General features: G+C 67.2%; 16 protein-coding genes. 7 read left to right on the top strand and 9 right to left on the bottom strand.

Going from position 1 to position 15,390, the window contains the following annotated elements; genetic code table 11:
- Positions 1-84: 84 nt before the first annotated feature.
- The gene (locus WHH00_RS04405) at positions 85-516 is read left to right on the top strand and encodes a CBS domain-containing protein (protein ID WP_231455123.1); all 432 of its coding nucleotides are present in this window, start codon (positions 85-87) and stop codon (positions 514-516) included.
- A 185-nt stretch (positions 517-701) separates the two neighbouring features.
- Here WHH00_RS04405 and WHH00_RS04410 read toward each other — a convergent pair whose 3' ends face one another.
- Together WHH00_RS04410 and WHH00_RS04415 are read right to left on the bottom strand one after the other, a co-directional pair.
- The gene (locus tag WHH00_RS04410; RefSeq protein ID WP_406636876.1) at positions 702-1,730 is read right to left on the bottom strand and encodes a LysM peptidoglycan-binding domain-containing protein; all 1,029 of its coding nucleotides are present in this window, start codon (positions 1,728-1,730) and stop codon (positions 702-704) included.
- Positions 1,731-2,113: 383 nt separating this feature from the next.
- Complete coding sequence (locus tag WHH00_RS04415; RefSeq protein WP_406636878.1) at positions 2,114-2,845, bottom strand: ion channel; 732 nt, start codon at positions 2,843-2,845, stop codon at positions 2,114-2,116.
- Between the two features lie 60 nt (positions 2,846-2,905).
- Here WHH00_RS04415 and WHH00_RS04420 point away from each other — a divergent pair, with 60 nt between their 5' ends.
- On the top strand, positions 2,906-3,451 hold the full coding sequence (locus WHH00_RS04420) for an acyl-CoA thioesterase (protein ID WP_406636880.1): 546 nt from the start codon (positions 2,906-2,908) through the stop codon (positions 3,449-3,451).
- Between the two features lie 4 nt (positions 3,452-3,455).
- On the opposite strand, the gene WHH00_RS04425 is transcribed toward WHH00_RS04420, so the two are convergent.
- Positions 3,456-4,253, bottom strand: a complete 798-nt coding sequence (locus WHH00_RS04425) for an ABC transporter permease subunit (RefSeq protein WP_406636882.1) — start codon at positions 4,251-4,253, stop codon at positions 3,456-3,458.
- Positions 4,250-5,173 carry an ABC transporter ATP-binding protein gene (locus WHH00_RS04430; RefSeq protein ID WP_406636884.1) on the bottom strand — a complete coding sequence of 308 codons (924 nt, stop codon included), beginning with the start codon at positions 5,171-5,173 and terminating at the stop codon, positions 4,250-4,252. Before WHH00_RS04430 ends, WHH00_RS04425 begins: the two co-directional genes overlap by 4 nt.
- Positions 5,174-5,331: 158 nt before the next feature.
- Here WHH00_RS04430 and WHH00_RS04435 point away from each other — a divergent pair, with 158 nt between their 5' ends.
- Positions 5,332-5,757, top strand: coding sequence for a co-chaperone YbbN (locus WHH00_RS04435; RefSeq protein WP_231455129.1), 426 nt, complete (start codon positions 5,332-5,334; stop codon positions 5,755-5,757).
- An 80-nt stretch (positions 5,758-5,837) separates the two neighbouring features.
- On the opposite strand, the gene WHH00_RS04440 is transcribed toward WHH00_RS04435, so the two are convergent.
- A complete protein-coding gene (locus tag WHH00_RS04440) occupies positions 5,838-6,116 on the bottom strand; it encodes a putative quinol monooxygenase (RefSeq protein ID WP_406636887.1) in 279 nt (92 codons plus the stop codon).
- Between the two features lie 103 nt (positions 6,117-6,219).
- Between WHH00_RS04440 and WHH00_RS04445 the strand changes: the two genes are divergently transcribed.
- Entirely contained in the window at positions 6,220-7,911 is a 1,692-nt protein-coding gene (locus WHH00_RS04445) for an AMP-binding protein (protein WP_406636889.1), read from the top strand.
- 16 nt (positions 7,912-7,927) lie between these two features.
- Here WHH00_RS04445 and WHH00_RS04450 read toward each other — a convergent pair whose 3' ends face one another.
- The 3 genes from WHH00_RS04450 to WHH00_RS04460 all read right to left on the bottom strand — a co-directional run bounded on the left by WHH00_RS04450 (position 7,928) and on the right by WHH00_RS04460 (position 10,819).
- On the bottom strand, positions 7,928-8,737 hold the full coding sequence (locus WHH00_RS04450) for an ABC transporter permease (RefSeq protein WP_406636891.1): 810 nt from the start codon (positions 8,735-8,737) through the stop codon (positions 7,928-7,930).
- Positions 8,737-9,705 carry an ATP-binding cassette domain-containing protein gene (locus tag WHH00_RS04455; protein ID WP_406636893.1) on the bottom strand — a complete coding sequence of 323 codons (969 nt, stop codon included), beginning with the start codon at positions 9,703-9,705 and terminating at the stop codon, positions 8,737-8,739. The genes WHH00_RS04450 and WHH00_RS04455 overlap by 1 nt, the downstream gene beginning before the upstream one ends.
- Before the next feature lie 130 nt (positions 9,706-9,835).
- The gene (locus WHH00_RS04460) at positions 9,836-10,819 is read right to left on the bottom strand and encodes a DNA-3-methyladenine glycosylase family protein (RefSeq protein WP_406636896.1); all 984 of its coding nucleotides are present in this window, start codon (positions 10,817-10,819) and stop codon (positions 9,836-9,838) included.
- A gap of 239 nt (positions 10,820-11,058) precedes the next feature.
- On the opposite strand from WHH00_RS04460, the gene WHH00_RS04465 reads away from it, so the two are divergent.
- Positions 11,059-11,466 carry a VOC family protein gene (locus WHH00_RS04465; protein ID WP_231455170.1) on the top strand — a complete coding sequence of 136 codons (408 nt, stop codon included), beginning with the start codon at positions 11,059-11,061 and terminating at the stop codon, positions 11,464-11,466.
- A 2-nt stretch (positions 11,467-11,468) separates the two neighbouring features.
- Here the strand turns inward: WHH00_RS04465 and WHH00_RS04470 are convergent, their stop codons facing one another.
- Positions 11,469-12,656: an SLC13 family permease gene (locus tag WHH00_RS04470; protein WP_406636898.1), complete on the bottom strand. Its 1,188-nt coding sequence runs from the start codon at positions 12,654-12,656 to the stop codon at positions 11,469-11,471.
- A 124-nt stretch (positions 12,657-12,780) separates the two neighbouring features.
- Between WHH00_RS04470 and WHH00_RS04475 the strand changes: the two genes are divergently transcribed.
- Both WHH00_RS04475 and WHH00_RS04480 read left to right on the top strand, forming a co-directional pair.
- Positions 12,781-14,166, top strand: a complete 1,386-nt coding sequence (locus WHH00_RS04475) for a cystathionine beta-synthase (protein ID WP_406636900.1) — start codon at positions 12,781-12,783, stop codon at positions 14,164-14,166.
- A gap of 42 nt (positions 14,167-14,208) precedes the next feature.
- On the top strand, positions 14,209-15,372 hold the full coding sequence (locus tag WHH00_RS04480) for a cystathionine gamma-synthase (RefSeq protein WP_406636902.1): 1,164 nt from the start codon (positions 14,209-14,211) through the stop codon (positions 15,370-15,372).
- Positions 15,373-15,390: the final 18 nt, after the last annotated feature.

Genomic DNA, 15,390 nt, shown 5'->3' on the forward strand with positions numbered 1-15,390 from the left:
AGCAGGGGCCCGGCGTAGGCTGGCAGCATCGGCGCACGTGCCCCGGTACCCTGCGTCGATATCCCCATCGATGAAGGAGGATCAATGAGTGCCGTACGTGAATTCATGACGACGGACGCGCAATGTATTAAGGAAAACCAGTCCCTGGTGGATGCCGCCCGGATGATGATGGACCTTGACTGCGGGTCGCTGCCCATTTGCGGTGACGACGGCAAGCTGAAGGGCATGATCACTGACCGTGACATTGTGCTCAAGTGTGTGGCCGCGGGACGCGATCCCCGCGAAATGATGGCCCGCGACCTCGCCTCGGGCAAGCCGCACTGGATCGACGCGGACGCAAACGTTGACGCGGCGATCGAGATGATGGAAGCCCACCAGGTCCGCCGGCTCCCGGTGATCGCCGACCACAAGCTGGTGGGCATCATCAGCCAGGGCGATATTGCCCGGAACTACTCCGAGCAGCGCGTGGGAGAGCTCGTGGAGCACATCTCGGAACGCAAACCGATGAACGCATAGGTGGGTTTCCCTGTCAGGGAGCTCCCGCCATCAACGCCACGGGGTCCCCTCCGTGGCGTTTCTTTGTCTGGCGGTCATGGCCTTGTCCGCGGCTCCCCGCCATCAGGGCTAGGAACCGCGGACAAGCTTGGGAAACCTGGGCGCGCCCTGAACCGCACCGGCCACGGCGCAAACCAGAGTGCCGGTCAGTTCAGCGCAATCAGGAGCATCTGGCTGGTGCCGGGGATGCAGGTCTGGAGGATCGCCCGCGGGAACCCGCCGAAGACAGCGATGACGTCGTTGGTGGTTCCCGGGTTGGGCACCTGCCCCCGTGCTGAGACCGTGTAGGTTCCGTAGCCCGGGATGCTGACCGTTTCCCCCACCCCAATGCCGGAGAACCGTGCCCAGCCGCCGCAGAAATCGTGCTCGGTGATAAACAGCGAGTAGCCGTCGTTAGGGGTGTAGTGGATGGGCCCGATGCAGGCGTCCACCATGGACTGCCCGCCGGCGCCCGCCACGTAGATGGTCCGGATGGCCGGGGCGGCCGGGACAAAGGCGGGGGCCGGGGCCGGAGCTGCGGCCGGTGCAGGGGCGGCCGGCGCTGGAGCGGAGGCCGGCGCCGGTGCTGGTTCAGCCGAAGCTACCGCCACGGGTGGTCCCGTGAGTACCAGCGTCTGGCCCGGAACGATGATGCTGTAGTGGCCCAGGCCGTTCGCCGCGAGCATGGCATTCATGTCCACACCGTGGCTGGCAGCGATTGCCCCGACTGTATCGCCCGGAACCACCGTGTACAGGTTCGGGTCACCAGCCGGAGCCGGAGCCGGAGCCGGCTCAGGTGCTGGTTCAGGCGCAGGCGCTGGTTCGGGTGCAGCTGGTGGCGCCGGTTCGGCCGCGGGCGCCGCCGCGGGGGCCTCGGAAACAGCCTGGGCAGCAGGCAGTCCTGCTCCGGAAGCGGCCCCGGCCGCGGGCTGGGCTTCGGCGGCTGCTGCGGCGTTCGGCACCTCCGGCAACGCTGCAGCGGCAACCTGCTCCACCGTCGTTGTGCCCTGGTCCACTGACGCGGGAGGTCCCGCCAGGGCGCCGACGCCAAAAGCCGCCACCACGGCGGCCGTTGCCATGCCGGCCCACAGCCTGTTGCTGATGGCCGGCCGTCCAGTGGTGATCTCGGTGCGGGGTTCATCCGTGGCGAAGCTCCTGCTGGGGCCTTCGGGGATGGAAAGGTATGGCTGGTTCATGGGTAGCCCGTCCAGGCTCGGTCCAGCCAGGCCGGCGCAGTGTGCTCCGGCGGGCGGGACGGATCGAGGGGACCGCGCCTGCCGCCTCCACTGATGGGGGGCCGCAGAAAAGACGCGGGAATGGAGGCATCCGCATACCCAGAAGATACGGAGGCTCCGCGAGGGACGGGAACCCGGGAAGCAACCCCGGGGGACCGCCGGCACGTTTGGTTGGTCCTAGGAATCCCGAGTCTAGGAAGGGGGTGCCGCAGGCGGCACCAGTAGGAATTACCCGAATATTTGAGGGCGGTACTTGCTGGCGCTAAGCAGGCTACTCAAACGCCGAAGGCCCGATACCTGCCCGCAGGCAACGCTTTTTGGGCAGTCCGGGGCCAGGTGTCCGGCTAGGGGGTGCGCCGTTCCTGCAGCGCGGCGATTTCACGCCGCAGGGAGGCAATTTCGGCTGTCAGTTCCGCCACTTCAGCGCGGACCGGTTCCTCGGCCTCGGACACGGCCTCGGCGGTATCCTCCACCCGCTGGACCAGCCACGAGGCGATGGAGGCCGTGACCACACCCAGGACGGCGATGCCGCTCATCATCAGGGCGGCCGCAACCATCCGCCCGATCGGCGTCACCGGGTACATGTCGCCGTAACCCACGGTGGTGATGGTGGTCATGGCCCACCACAAGGCGTCGCCGAAGGTGACGATCTTCGCGTCCGGGGCCGACTGCTCCACGTCCAGGACCGCCAGGGCGCCCACAAACACCAGCATGGTGGCTGACCCCGCAACATAGGTGACCACCCGGCCCCTCAAGGTATCGCCGAGCGTCCGGTGCAGCACGGACAACAGCGTCACGAGCCGCAGCATGCGCAGCGGCCGGAAGAACGGCAGCGCCACAATCACCAGCTCGTGCAGGTTCCGGACGAACCAGCTGCCCCGGCTGTCCGCCAGCCACAGGTTGGCCAGGTAGTCCACGGCAAAGATGCCCCAGGTGGCCCACATGACAGCCTCGAGCGGGAGGGCTGCACTGCCCTCGATCCGGCCGACCACCTGCCACGCGTAGGCTCCCAGGAAGACGAGTGCCGTCACCGTCAGCGGCCAGTCCGCCAGGTCCCGGTAGCGTTGTTGCGTCATGCAGGAAATCCTACTGTCAGCGCCACAGGCCCCAATGTTACTGGCGGGTAGCATAAGGGGATGCACCTGCTCCTGAGAACCCTGCTTATGCTGGTCCGTTCGTCGCGCCGCCCGCCCCTGACCGTCTGGGACAGTTCCTCGCTCCCGTTGCGGGTCCTGCCCACGGACATCGACATCGCCATGCACGTCAACAACGGAATGTACCTGTCCCTCATGGACCTAGGCCGGTTCGACCTGATGGTGCGCAGCGGCGTCTGGAAGCGGATGCGCCGGCGCGGCTGGGGCCCTGTGGTGGCAGCGGAGACCGTCGCTTTCCGGAAGTCCCTCCAGCTGTGGCAGCACTACACCATCGAGACTCGGATCATTGGGCTGGATGCGAAAGCCATCTTCTTCGAACAGCGCATGGTGGCCGACGGCGAGGTGTACGCCCGCGCGTACATCGCCACCCGGCTGGTCAGCAAAGGACGCCCGGTCAGCCAGTCGGACATCCTGAAGGAGTTCGGCGAACCGCCCGCTGACCTGGTGCTTCCCGACTGGATCCACGAGTGGCGGGCGTCCAGCACCCTCCCCGGGAGCCGGACCCCGGCGCCGCACAGCTGGGCGTAGCGGCCTAAGCCCCCACGTCCCGCCGTTCCAGGGCGACGGCGGCGAGCACCACCAGCGCGGCCGAGATGGCCCAAAGCCACGCCGCTGCCGGCCAGTCCGCCCCGTTCGCCACCGGCGAGTTTCCATACGCCCAGTGGTAGGGGCTCACATCCAGCAGCCATTCCACATCCTTGCTCTGCCGGCCCACCGCGTTGAACACGTACCCGAGGACGGCAACGGCGGCGCCGGCGGCCAGTCCGTACGTACGGCGGCCGGTGACAGCCCCGACGCAGAGGGCAGCCGTTCCGCTGAGCAGTGCCAGCCCGGCGAACAGCACGGTGGCGCCCAGCAGGTTGCCCAGGTCGATGCCCAGCTGGGCAGGACCGTTCAGCAGCCACACCAGGACGCAGACCACGGCCGCCAGCAGCACCACGCGCAGCAGCAGGGCAAGGGCCCGCTCCAGCACCACCTGCACCCGGCGCACCCCGTGCGCCAGGGTCAGCTCAAGCTGGCCCGATTCCTCGTCTCCGCCCACGGCAGCGGCGCCCCAGGAAACGGACGCGATGGTCATCAGGAGGAAGCCGAGGAGCCCGAACAGCGTTGCCTGCGTATAGCCCGGGCCGGTGGCTATCTGGTCATAGTTCAGTGCCTTGGTCATCTCCGGGGGGAGGGCGTCGATCATGTCCTGCATCTGCGCGCTGCCTCCGATGGACGGGTACAGCGGCAGGTAGAGGAAGATCGCCGCGGCCAGTCCCAGCGCCCAGCCCAGGGTGGACCGCCACGTGTCAAGGAAGGCCCGGCGGAACAGCGGCAGGGCCGTCACCGTGGCTCCTCCTGCGGGGCGGCGTACATCGTCAGCACTGCTTCCTCCAGGTCCGGCTCTTCCAGTACGAGGTCGGTCAGCCGGAGGGACGCCAGCATCCGGACCAGCGGCTGGATGTCCCCGCCAATGGTGGCGGACAGCGTTGCCGTGCCGTCGGACTCCAGTACCTCCACGTGTCCGACGCCGGGCACGCCAGTGAGCCGCGCAACGGCGTCGTGCGCTGCAATGCCGGAGGTGGTGAAGCGGACGCGCCGCACGGCACCTTCGCGGAGAGCGCTGACGGATTCGACGGCGATGATCCTGCCGTCGCGGAGGATGGCCACAGTGTCCGCCGTCTGCTGGACCTCGCTCAGGACGTGCGAGCTGAGGAAGATGGTCTGGCCGCGGTGCTTCGCCTCGCGCACCATGGCGTGGAACTCCTGCTGGACCAGCGGGTCCAGGCCGCTGGTGGGCTCATCAAGGACCAGCAGTTCGGGCTGGTGCATAAACGCCTGCACCAGCCCCAGTTTCTGTTTGTTGCCCTTGGACAGTTTCCTGATGTGGCGGGTGAGGTCCAGTCCCAGCCGCTCCGCCAACTGGTCCACCCGCCCTGGCGGCACCGGCCCGCTGATTGCCTCATAGTGGGCCAGCAGGGTGCGGCCCGTAACCCGGCCCGCCAGGAACAGCTCCCCGGGAAGGTAGCCGATGCGGCGCCGCAGTTCCGGACCGCCCGCCCGGGGATCCGTACCCAGCACCCGGATGGTCCCGCTGGTGGGGCGGATGATGTCCAGCAGGCAGCGCATGGTGGTGGTCTTTCCCGCACCGTTCGGGCCGATCACTCCAAACACCGACCCGGTTTCCACTTCGAAATCTACGCCGTGCAGCACCTCGCGGCGCCCGAATTCCTTGGTCAGGGACTTCGCTGAAATAGCGGCTGCCATAAGACCTCCTGGTTGCGCACGCGCGGCGATGACCCCAGACTAGGCGCCGCCGGCCGCGCTGTACATCGCGCCTGCCCGTGATAGTCCCGATGACGCGCGGAGCGAACAAAGCGGCCCCGGGCAGGACAGGCCGGGGGAGCACCGCGTACCGTTGACACATGGCTACCCTAGACATCACAGGTGAACAGTTCGCATCCACCATCGAAGGCAATGACATTGTCCTGGTGGATTTCTGGGCGGAATGGTGCGGGCCCTGCAAGCAGTTCGGCCCCACATACTCGGCCGTCTCGGAGAAGCACCCAGATGTCCTCTTCACCAAGGTGGACACCGAGGCGGAGCAGCAGCTCGCCGCCGAGGCCGGCATCTCGTCCATCCCCACCCTGATGGCCTTCCGCGAAAAGGTGCTGGTGTTCTCCCAGCCCGGCGCGCTGAACGCCCAGCAGCTCGAACAGGTGGTGGACGCCGTGAAGGCGCTGGACATGGAAGAAGTCCACGCCCACGTTGCGCGCCAGCGGGAAGAGGCCGCCGCAGCCACGGGCAAGCCGGCCGGCCCCCAGGACGGCACGCAGATCCCGGACGCCTAAGACTTACCACGACGCAAAATGCGGGACCTCCCACTGGGAGGTCCCGCATTTTCTGTTCCCGCTTTTTCTGTTTGGGGCAGTCAGATCCGTTCCACCTTGACGGGCTCAGCCAGCAGCGCGCTCAGTGATTCGTTCAGGTCCTGCACGGCGATGCCCTTGGAATGCTTGGCCAGGTCCTCCTCCGACGCCCACTGCTCCGTCAGGACCAGCTTCTCTTCGGTGGCTTCCGTCAGCTCGTACCGGATGCAGCCGGGTTCGTTCACCACCTCATCGATGGCGATTTCGAGGGCCAGCTTGACGCGGTGAAACTCGCCGTGGTTTGGAATGAACGTTGCCTGCAGGTCAATGGGTGAAGTCATGGATTTCACAATACCGGCACCTGCGGACGGCTTTCATTCTGTTGCGCCGGACCCGCTTCCGCTGGTGCTTTCATTGCCGGAAGCCACTTGGTAGCGTGCCAGCATGCGCGCCTACACATCCGGGGACACTGACGTCCCGCTGCTCCATGAAACCATCGGCCGGAACTTTGAGCGGGTGGCGGCCCGCTTTCCCTTCCACGACGCGCTGATCGAGGCGGCGCCTGTTCCGGGTGCCGACGCCCGCCGCTGGAGTTACACCAAGATGAACGACGACGTCGACAGGCTGGCGCGTGCGCTCCTCGCTCTGGGCGTCGCCAAGGGCGACCGGGTGGGAATCTGGAGTCCCAACTGCGCCGAGTGGACCCTCCTCCAGTACGCCACCGCCAAGGCCGGGGCCATCCTGGTCAACGTCAACCCCGCCTACCGCAGCCACGAACTGGAATTCGTGGTGAAGCAGAACGGTATGCGGATGCTGGTCACCGCCCCGTCGGATACGAACAGCGACTACGTGGGGATGGCCCGGAAGGCGCTCGCGGAGTGCCCGGACCTGCGCGAGCTGGTCTTCCTCCCCGCGCCCGGCGGCGAGGGGTCCGGCGAGGAAGGGTTCGACGCCGGCGTTCCCCTCGGTAATGCGGAGCTGACGTACACGGAGCTGCTTCGGCGGGCGGACGACGTCGGGCATTCCGGACTGCAGGCCCGCATGGCTGAACTCAGCCCGCACGATCCCATCAACCTGCAGTACACCTCCGGGACCACAGGCTTCCCTAAAGGGGCCACGCTGACCCACCACAACATCCTGAACAACGGGTTCTCGATCGGCGGACTGCTCGGATACACGGAGCACGACAGGGTGGTGATCCCGGTGCCGTTCTACCACTGCTTCGGCATGGTGATCGGCAACCTGAATGCCCTCAGCCACGGCGCAGCCACCATCATCCCCGGCCGCGGATTCAGCCCGGCTGCCGCCCTGGAGGCCGTCCAGGATTTCGGCGGGACCTCCCTGTACGGCGTGCCCACTATGTTCATCGCCGAGCTGGCGCTGCCGGACTTTGCCTCCTACGATCTGTCCACCCTGCGCACGGGGGTCATGGCCGGTTCGCTGTGTCCCGTCGAGGTGATGAACCGGGTGATATCGGAGATGAATATGGTGGATGTGGCCATTTGCTACGGAATGACCGAAACCTCGCCGGTGTCCACCATGACCCGGCAGGGCGACACCCTGCAGCACCGCACGGAGACCGTGGGACGCACCATGCCGCACCTGGAAAGCAAGATCGTTGATCCCGGATCAGGGGACGTGCTGGAGCGGGGGCAGATCGGCGAGCTCTGCACCCGGGGATATGCCGTGATGGAGGGGTACTGGAACCAGCCGGACAAGACGGCTGAAGCGATCGATGCCGACGGCTGGATCCACACCGGCGACCTTGCCCGGATGGATGACGACGGCTATGTCATCGTCGAGGGCCGGATCAAGGACATGGTGATCCGCGGCGGCGAAAATATCTATCCGCGGGAGATCGAGGAGTTCCTGTTCGCCCACCCGTCCATCCAGGACGTGCAGGTCATCGGGGTACCGGATGCCAGGTACGGCGAGGAGCTGATGGCGTGCGTCATCCTCAAGCCCGGCGCCCAGCCGCTGGACGCCGGCTCGCTTGCAGGGTACTGCCGGGGGAAGCTGGCCCACTACAAGATTCCCCGCTACGTGGAGGTCCGGGAGCGGTTCCCCATGACCGTGTCCGGGAAGGTCCGCAAGGTAGAGATGCGCCAGGAGGCTGTGGCCCGGCTGGGGCTGTGAAGGCCGTCAGCCGTACCTAGCGGATGTTGCGGCTGATGGCCTTCACCCCCACAGCAAGGCCGACGGCGGCTGTCACCAGGGCGGCGAGCAGGCCCAGGACGGTGTCCGTCCCGACGCTGCCTGCAAACAGTTCTCGCTCTGCGTTCACCAGGTAGGTCAGGGGGTTGAACAGGCTGGCCGTCCGCATCCAGCCGGGGCCGGCCTCGATGGGAAGCATGATGCCGGAGAGGATCATCAGCGGGAACAACAGAGTCTGCTGGACGCCCCAGAAGATCCACTCCTTGCTCTGGGAAACCAGCGCCAGTGCATAGGACAGGGCGCCGAGTCCTATACCGAAGATTCCCAGGATGACCAGCCCGGCCAGCACGTGCAGCGGATAGAACACGAAGCCGAACGGGATGCAGACCAGTGCGATCAGGAGTCCCTGGACTACCAGCGGCGCCCATTCCTTCAACGCCCGCCCGATCATCAGCGAGGACCGGGACAGCGGCGTTGCCAGGATGCGCTCGTAGGAGCCCGTCATGAGCTCGTACTGCAGGTTGGAACCGGTCATGGACGTTCCGAAGAGCGCGATCATCACCACCACGCCCGGGAGGAACCACTGGAGCGTGGACTGCCCGCCGAACGCCGGCGCGCCCACGGCCGCACCCAGCAGCGGGCCGAACAGTCCCAGGAAGACCAGGGGCTGGAGCAGCGAGAAAACCAGTGAGAACGGGTCCCGAAGGGGCAGCAGCATTTCCCGCCAGAACACGTACCTTGTGTCATGCAGGACCCTGGCCAGCCCGGGCTTTTCCCGGGCACCGGCGGCGGTGCTGTGGGTGGCCATCAGCGGTTCGCCCCTTCCCGCAGGTTGCGGCCGGTCAGCTCCAGGAACACGTCGTCCAGGGTGGGCGGTTTCAGCTCCAGGGACTGGGCGGGAGCGCCGGCGTTGTGCATCTCCAGCAGCAGCGCAGGCGCCAGCCGTGCACCTTCGGGGAGCCGGAGGCGGAAGCGCACAACGCCGTCGTACGCATTCTCGCTGACCTCCCCGCCCGCCGCGGCGCGCCCTAACAGCCCCCGCACCCCGGCCGCGGAGGCCGCCGCCACTTCCACGGCCAGCAGGTCGCCGGCGAGGTTCGCCTTCAGCCGCGCGGCGGTGTCATCGGCGATGATCCTGCCGTGGTCGATGATGATGACCCGTTCGGACATGGAGTCGGCCTCGTCCATGTAGTGCGTGGTCAGCACAATGGTGGTGCCGTGTTCCTCGCGCATCCGCATGATGTGCTCCCACAGGTTGGCCCGGTTTTGGGGGTCCATCCCGGTGGACGGCTCGTCCAGGAAGAGCAGCCGCGGCGAATGCATCAGTCCCAGCGCCACATCCATGCGCCGCCGCTGGCCGCCGGAGAGCTTGATGACTGTCCGCTTGGCGAGGTCCGCGAGGTCCAGGGATTCCAGGAGTTCCCCGGCCCGGGCAAGGGCGTCTGCCGAATTCATGCCGTAGAAGCGGCCCTGCATCACCAGCTCATCGATTACCCGGAAACTGTGGCCGCCGCCGTTGCCCTGGCCGATGTAGCCGATCCTTGCCCTTACTCCGGCCGGATCCGCGGTGACGTCCACGCCGGCAACCTTGGCTGTCCCCGAAGTGGGCGTCAGCAGGGTGGTGAGCATCCGCAAAGTCGTGGACTTGCCGGCCCCGTTCGGTCCAAGGAAGGCCACGAGCTCGCCGGGCGCCACATCGATGTCGACGCCCTTGACGGCTTCCACTGTTTCTTTTTTGACCGTGAACGTCTTGGTCAGGCTGTCCGTGTGGATCATGGGTGACTCCAGAGGATGCGGCGGGCCGGGGCTCTGGAACGGGCTCCCTGGCGCCACGCTATACCCATCCCCGGCATGAGTCCACGGAAAAATCGTGCACGTGCGCCGGGCCGTGCATTCACCGCGGGCGTCAGTGCCGGCGGTGGTCCTGGATGGTCATCCGCGGGCCGAACGTGGGTTTTCGGAAGCCGCTGCTTTGGATCATCCGCACCACCCGCTGGCGGTGTCCCTGCCACGGTTCCAGCAGCCGGAGCATGCCGGCGTCATCGGTCCGCCGGCCGGTCAGCGCGGCGCCGACGTAGGCGGCCAGGTGGTAGTCGCCCACTGAGATCGAGTCAGGGCAGCCGTGCGTGCGCTGCACCACCTCGGCGGCTGTCCAGATGCCGATGCCGGGGATGGTCTGCAATTTTGCTGCCGCCTCCAGCGCAGGCAGCGCCGCCAGACGTTCAAGCGCGACGGCGGAACGCAGCGCCCGCATCACCGTTGCGGAGCGCTGCGGGCCCACTCCGGCCTTGTGCCACTCCCAGCTGGGAACCTGCAGCCACTGCGCCGCGGTTGGCGGCAGCACCAGGCCGGCGGGAGCCAGGGAGCCAGCCATCGGTGCGGGGGAACCGTAGCGGTGCAGGAGGTACCGGTAGCCGCGGCGGGCCTCGATGACCGTGACCTTTTGTTCCAGGATGATGGGCACGAGCTGGTCCACCATGCGGCCGCTGGAGGGAAGCCGGACGGCCAGGCTGCGCCGCCGCGCTTCCCTGACCATGCGGGGGAGGGTGGCATGGAACACCGGCTCGTCGAATGCCGACCAATCGTCGTGTGCCCCCAGGAGGCGCGGCACTGCTGCTACCGCCGCCGCGGCGCCCGGACCCCAGGCCTGGACGTCCACCCGGTGCTCCTTCTCGGGGCTGCCGGCCGGGCTGAGCCGCAGGGTGGCGGGGCCCTCCGCTGTTGTGAAGGCGTTCCAGATGACGCCACCTTCGGCCGCGAAGGACGGATCGCTGTTGCCGCGCAGGAGGGGCCGGAGGGTTCGCGCCAGGTCGTAGGGGCCGCCCGGACACCACCGGAGGGAGGCGTCCGCGGCGGCTGCCAGCCGTGCGGGAACCTCTGCGATCGTCATGCCACCATCGTCCCACGGTGCCCTGACAGTCTGCCCGCCAGGTCCGCCGAGCCGTTTCCGGGGCCGGAGTTTTTGTCCACGTATGGCGGGTTGCGCGCCCCGGAACCCTGCATATCTGGACAAGAACTCCGGCACGTCCCGGCTCTTACCGGCCAGCGGACACAGGACTAGACTCCCAGGTGTGGCGCGGGGCGTCCGCGCTGTTCCCTTCGAGATTCCAGAGATTCCAGGTGAGCGCAATGGGTGGAGTAGTACATTTCGAAATCCCCGCGGACGATCAGGAGCGGGCCAGGAACTTCTACCAGCAGGCCCTCGGCTGGCGGATAGAACCTGTGCCTGGAATGGACTACAACATGGTGATTACCACGCCGATGGACGAGACCACCGGCCAGCCCACAACCGCGGGTGCCATCAACGGCGGCATGATGGCCCGGGAGGACCAGATCACCAACCCCGTCATCACGGTGGACGTGGCGGACATCGATGCCACGCTGAAGACCATTGAGGAACTCGGCGGTTCTGTTGTTATGCCCAAGAACGAGATTCCCGGGATGGGCTACTTCGCCTACTTCAAGGATCCTGAAAACAACATCATGGGGCTGTGGGAGAACCTTCCCGCGGACCAGCAGGCGCAGTCCGCCGGGTAGCATCAGGGCATCCCGGACGCCAGCCACAGCGCCACAACAGCGAGGGGGACGGTCAGGGCTGCCACCAGCAGCCCGGCCAGGGCAAAGCCGCTCCATTTGATCCGGACGTTCAGGGCCTGCAGCCGCTCATGCCAGAGCAGGGTTGCCAGGGACGCCCACGGAGTGACCAGCGGGCCAAGGTTGACGCCGATCAGCAAGGCGGCCACCCGGGCCGGGGATCCGGCCACCGGTTCAAGGGCGAGATAGGCGGGCAGGTTGTTGGCCGCATTTGCCGCGCCGGCTCCCAGCGCGGCCAGATGCAGGAGGGCCGGCAGGCTGTCGCCCTGTCCGGCCGCGCCGGCCAGGAGCGCCGTCAACCCGTTGGCATGCGATGCCTCAACCACCATGAACAGTCCAACCGTGAGCATCAGCGGACGCCACGGAACCATGGACCACCGCAGTACGGCGGGCCGCCGCCAGAGGAAGACCAGCAGCAGGAAAACCGCCGCCATGATGGCCGGATAGTGCACGGGAACACCGGACACCAGGGCCGGCAGCAGGACCAGCAGCGTGGCCGCGGCGGTGGCCAGCAATGGCCGGTCCCGCACCGCAGGCGGACGTTGCGGCTGGTACCGTCCGCGCAGGTCCCTGCGGAACGCCAGCCACAACAGCGCCAGCGGAACCGCGACCCCCACCAGGGCGGGTGCCCAGACGGTCCCTGCAAAGCCCAGGGGGCTGAGCCCCAGCGCATCCTGCGCCAGCAGGTTCGTCAGGTTCGAAACAGGCAGCAGCAGGGACGCGGTGTTGGCGAGCCAAATAGTGGTCAGCGCGAAGGGCAGCGGCTGGATGCCGGCATGGACTGCAAGGAGAACCACCACCGGCGTCACCAGCACGGCGGTGGTGTCCAGGGACAGGAAGACGGTGGCAACGGTGGCCAGCGCCACCACCAGGAGCCACAGCAGGAACACGCGGCCCCGGCCCAGCCCGGCCAGGCGGGCCGTAACAACCGTGAACAGCCCCGCCTCGTCCAGCAGTTCAGTCACCAGGGACATCGCGAGCACAAAGGCCAGGACAGGAAGGGTGCGGCCCGCCAGTGCATCGAAGGCGGGCATGGGCAGTGCCCCGGAGACGAGGGTTGCAACACCGGCCAGGAGCATCGCTCCGGGAAGGAGGTAGCTCCGGACTTTGATCAACCAGGCGAACTGCTGCACCGCCCAATGATCGCACCCGTGCCTGCGTGGAACCTGTTGGGGACGGCCGGCTCCCGCGTGGCGTGCCGCCGGGGCCAAAATCCGGGGAAGGTGCCCACGGCGGTGAAGCGGTAGCTTTGTATCCATGAAGTACGCCCAGTCCATCCTGGACCTCATTGGCAATACCCCGCTCATCAAACTCAACCACGTGACGGAGGGCATCAAAGCCACCGTCCTGGTCAAGCTGGAGTACCTGAACCCGGGCGGGTCCATCAAGGACCGCATTGCGGTGAAGATGATCGAGGACGCCGAGCGGGACGGCAAGCTGCAGCCCGGCGGGACCATTGTTGAGCCCACCTCCGGCAACACCGGAGTTGGCCTGGCCCTGGTGGCCCAGCAAAAGGGCTACAAGTGCGTTTTCGTGGTTCCGGACAAGGTGGGGGAGGACAAGCGCGCCGTCCTCCAGGCGTACGGGGCTGAGGTGGTGGTGACGCCCACGGCGGTGCCGCCGGACAGCCCGCAAAGCTACTACGGCGTCTCGGACCGGATTGTCAGGGAGACCCCCGGTGCGTACAAGCCGGACCAGTTCTCCAACCCCGCGGCGCCCGGCAGCCACTACCAGACCACCGGCCCGGAGATCTGGCGCGATACGGACGGCAGGATCACCCATTGCGTCATCGGCGCGGGAACGGGCGGAACCATCACCGGCACCGGCCGCTACCTGAAGGAAGCATCGGCACACCGGCCGGAGTCCGACGGCGGCGTGGTCCGGATCATCGGCGCGGACCCGGAAGGCTCGGTCTACTCCGGCGGCACCGGCCGCCCCTACTTCGTGGAGGGCGTGGGGGAGGACATGTGGCCCGGGAACTACGACAAGTCCATCCCGGACCAGGTAATCGCCGTGAGCGACGCAGATTCCTTCGCCATGACCAGGCGCCTGGCCCGCGAGGAGGGCCTCCTGGTGGGCGGCTCCTCCGGCATGGCCGTGGTGGCCGCCCTGAAGGCGGCGCGGGACCTGCCCGAGTCCGCCGTCGTCGTCGTGATCCTGCCGGACTCCGGCCGGGGCTACCTGGGGAAAATCTTCAACGACCAGTGGATGCGCTCCTACGGTTTCCTCTCCGGCGGCGAGGAAACCTCCGTGGGGGAGGTCATCAGCTCCAAGAACGGCGAACTGCCGGACCTGGTGCACATCCATCCCAACGAGTCCGTGCGCGACGTCATCAACATCATGAACGAGTTCGGCGTCAGCCACATCCCGGTCCTGTCCCAGGAGCCGCCGGTGGTGATGGGCGAGGTGCTCGGTGCCGTGGATGAACGCACCCTCACCGCCAAGCTGTTCCGCGGCGAAGCCAAACTGACGGACAAGATCTCCGAGCACATGGGCCCCAAGCTGCCCGTCATCGGATCGCTGGAAACCATTTCGGCGGCCAGGGAACTGCTCTCGGACGTGGACACGGTCATGGTCACGTTCGTAGGCGCGCCCGTGGGCATCCTCACCCGGCACGACCTCCTGGCCTACCTCAGCAACTGACCTGCTTCACCCTGATACGGCTTCACCCAGACAAGGAGCATCATGTCCGTCCCCGAAAACCAAGGTTTCAACACCCGCGCGGTCCACGCCGGACAGGCCTTCGAGCCCCGCACCGGCGCCGTGGTCCCGCCCCTGCACTTCAGTTCCACCTACGCGCAGGACGGCATCGGCGGGCTCCGCAGCGGTTATGAGTACGGCCGCGGCGGCAACCCCACGCGGGACGCCCTGCAGGAACAGCTCGCGGCGCTGGAAGGCGGCACCCACGCCTACAGCTTCAGCTCCGGGCTGGCCGCCGAGGATTCGCTCATCCGGGCACTGACCCGCCCGGGCGACCACATCGTGCTGGGCAACGACGCCTATGGCGGCACCTACCGGCTCATCAGCCGGGTCCTCGGCGGGTGGGGGATCGGCAACACTCCGGTGGACATGGCGGACCTCGACGCCGTCCGGGACGCGGTGGCCGCCAGCAAGACCCGCTTCGTGTGGGTGGAGACCCCGTCCAACCCGCTGATGAAAATCACCGACATCGCGGCGCTCGCAGGAATAGCGCACGACGCCGGTGCCCTCCTGGTTGTAGACAACACCTTTGCGTCCCCCTACCTGCAGAACCCACTCGCCCTGGGTGCCGACGTGGTGGTCCACTCCACGACGAAGTACATCGGCGGGCATTCGGATGTGGTGGGCGGCGCCGTCGTGGTCAATGACGCGGAACTCGCGGAGAAGATCGGCTTCGTGCAGTTCGCCGTGGGCGCCGTCTCCGGTCCCATGGACGCTTTCCTCACCACCCGCGGCCTGAAGACCCTGGGCGTCCGCATGGACCGGCACAGCCTTAACGGCCAGGCCGTGGCTGAGTGGCTCCTGGAACGCCCCGAAGTGGAGGCCGTCCTGTATCCGGGCCTGCCGTCCCACCCGGGCCACGAGCTGGCGAAAAAGCAGATGCGGAGCTTCGGCGGCATGGTTTCGGTGCAGTTCAAGGGCGGCGAGGCTGCTGCCCGGAAGGTGGCTGAATCGACGTCCGTGTTCACCCTGGCGGAATCCCTGGGCGGCATCGAGTCGCTGATGAACTACCCGTCCGAGATGACGCACGCCTCGGTCAAGGGCACCGAACTGGCGGTCCCGGTGAACCTCCTCCGCCTGTCCTGCGGCATCGAGGACGTGGAGGACCTGCTGGCGGACCTGGACCAGGCGTTCGCCGCCATCCCTTAGCCCGGCCGTTAGAACAGA

This window comes from Pseudarthrobacter quantipunctorum, from assembly GCF_045291495.1.
Taxonomy (GTDB): Bacteria; Actinomycetota; Actinomycetes; order Actinomycetales; family Micrococcaceae; genus Arthrobacter; species Arthrobacter quantipunctorum.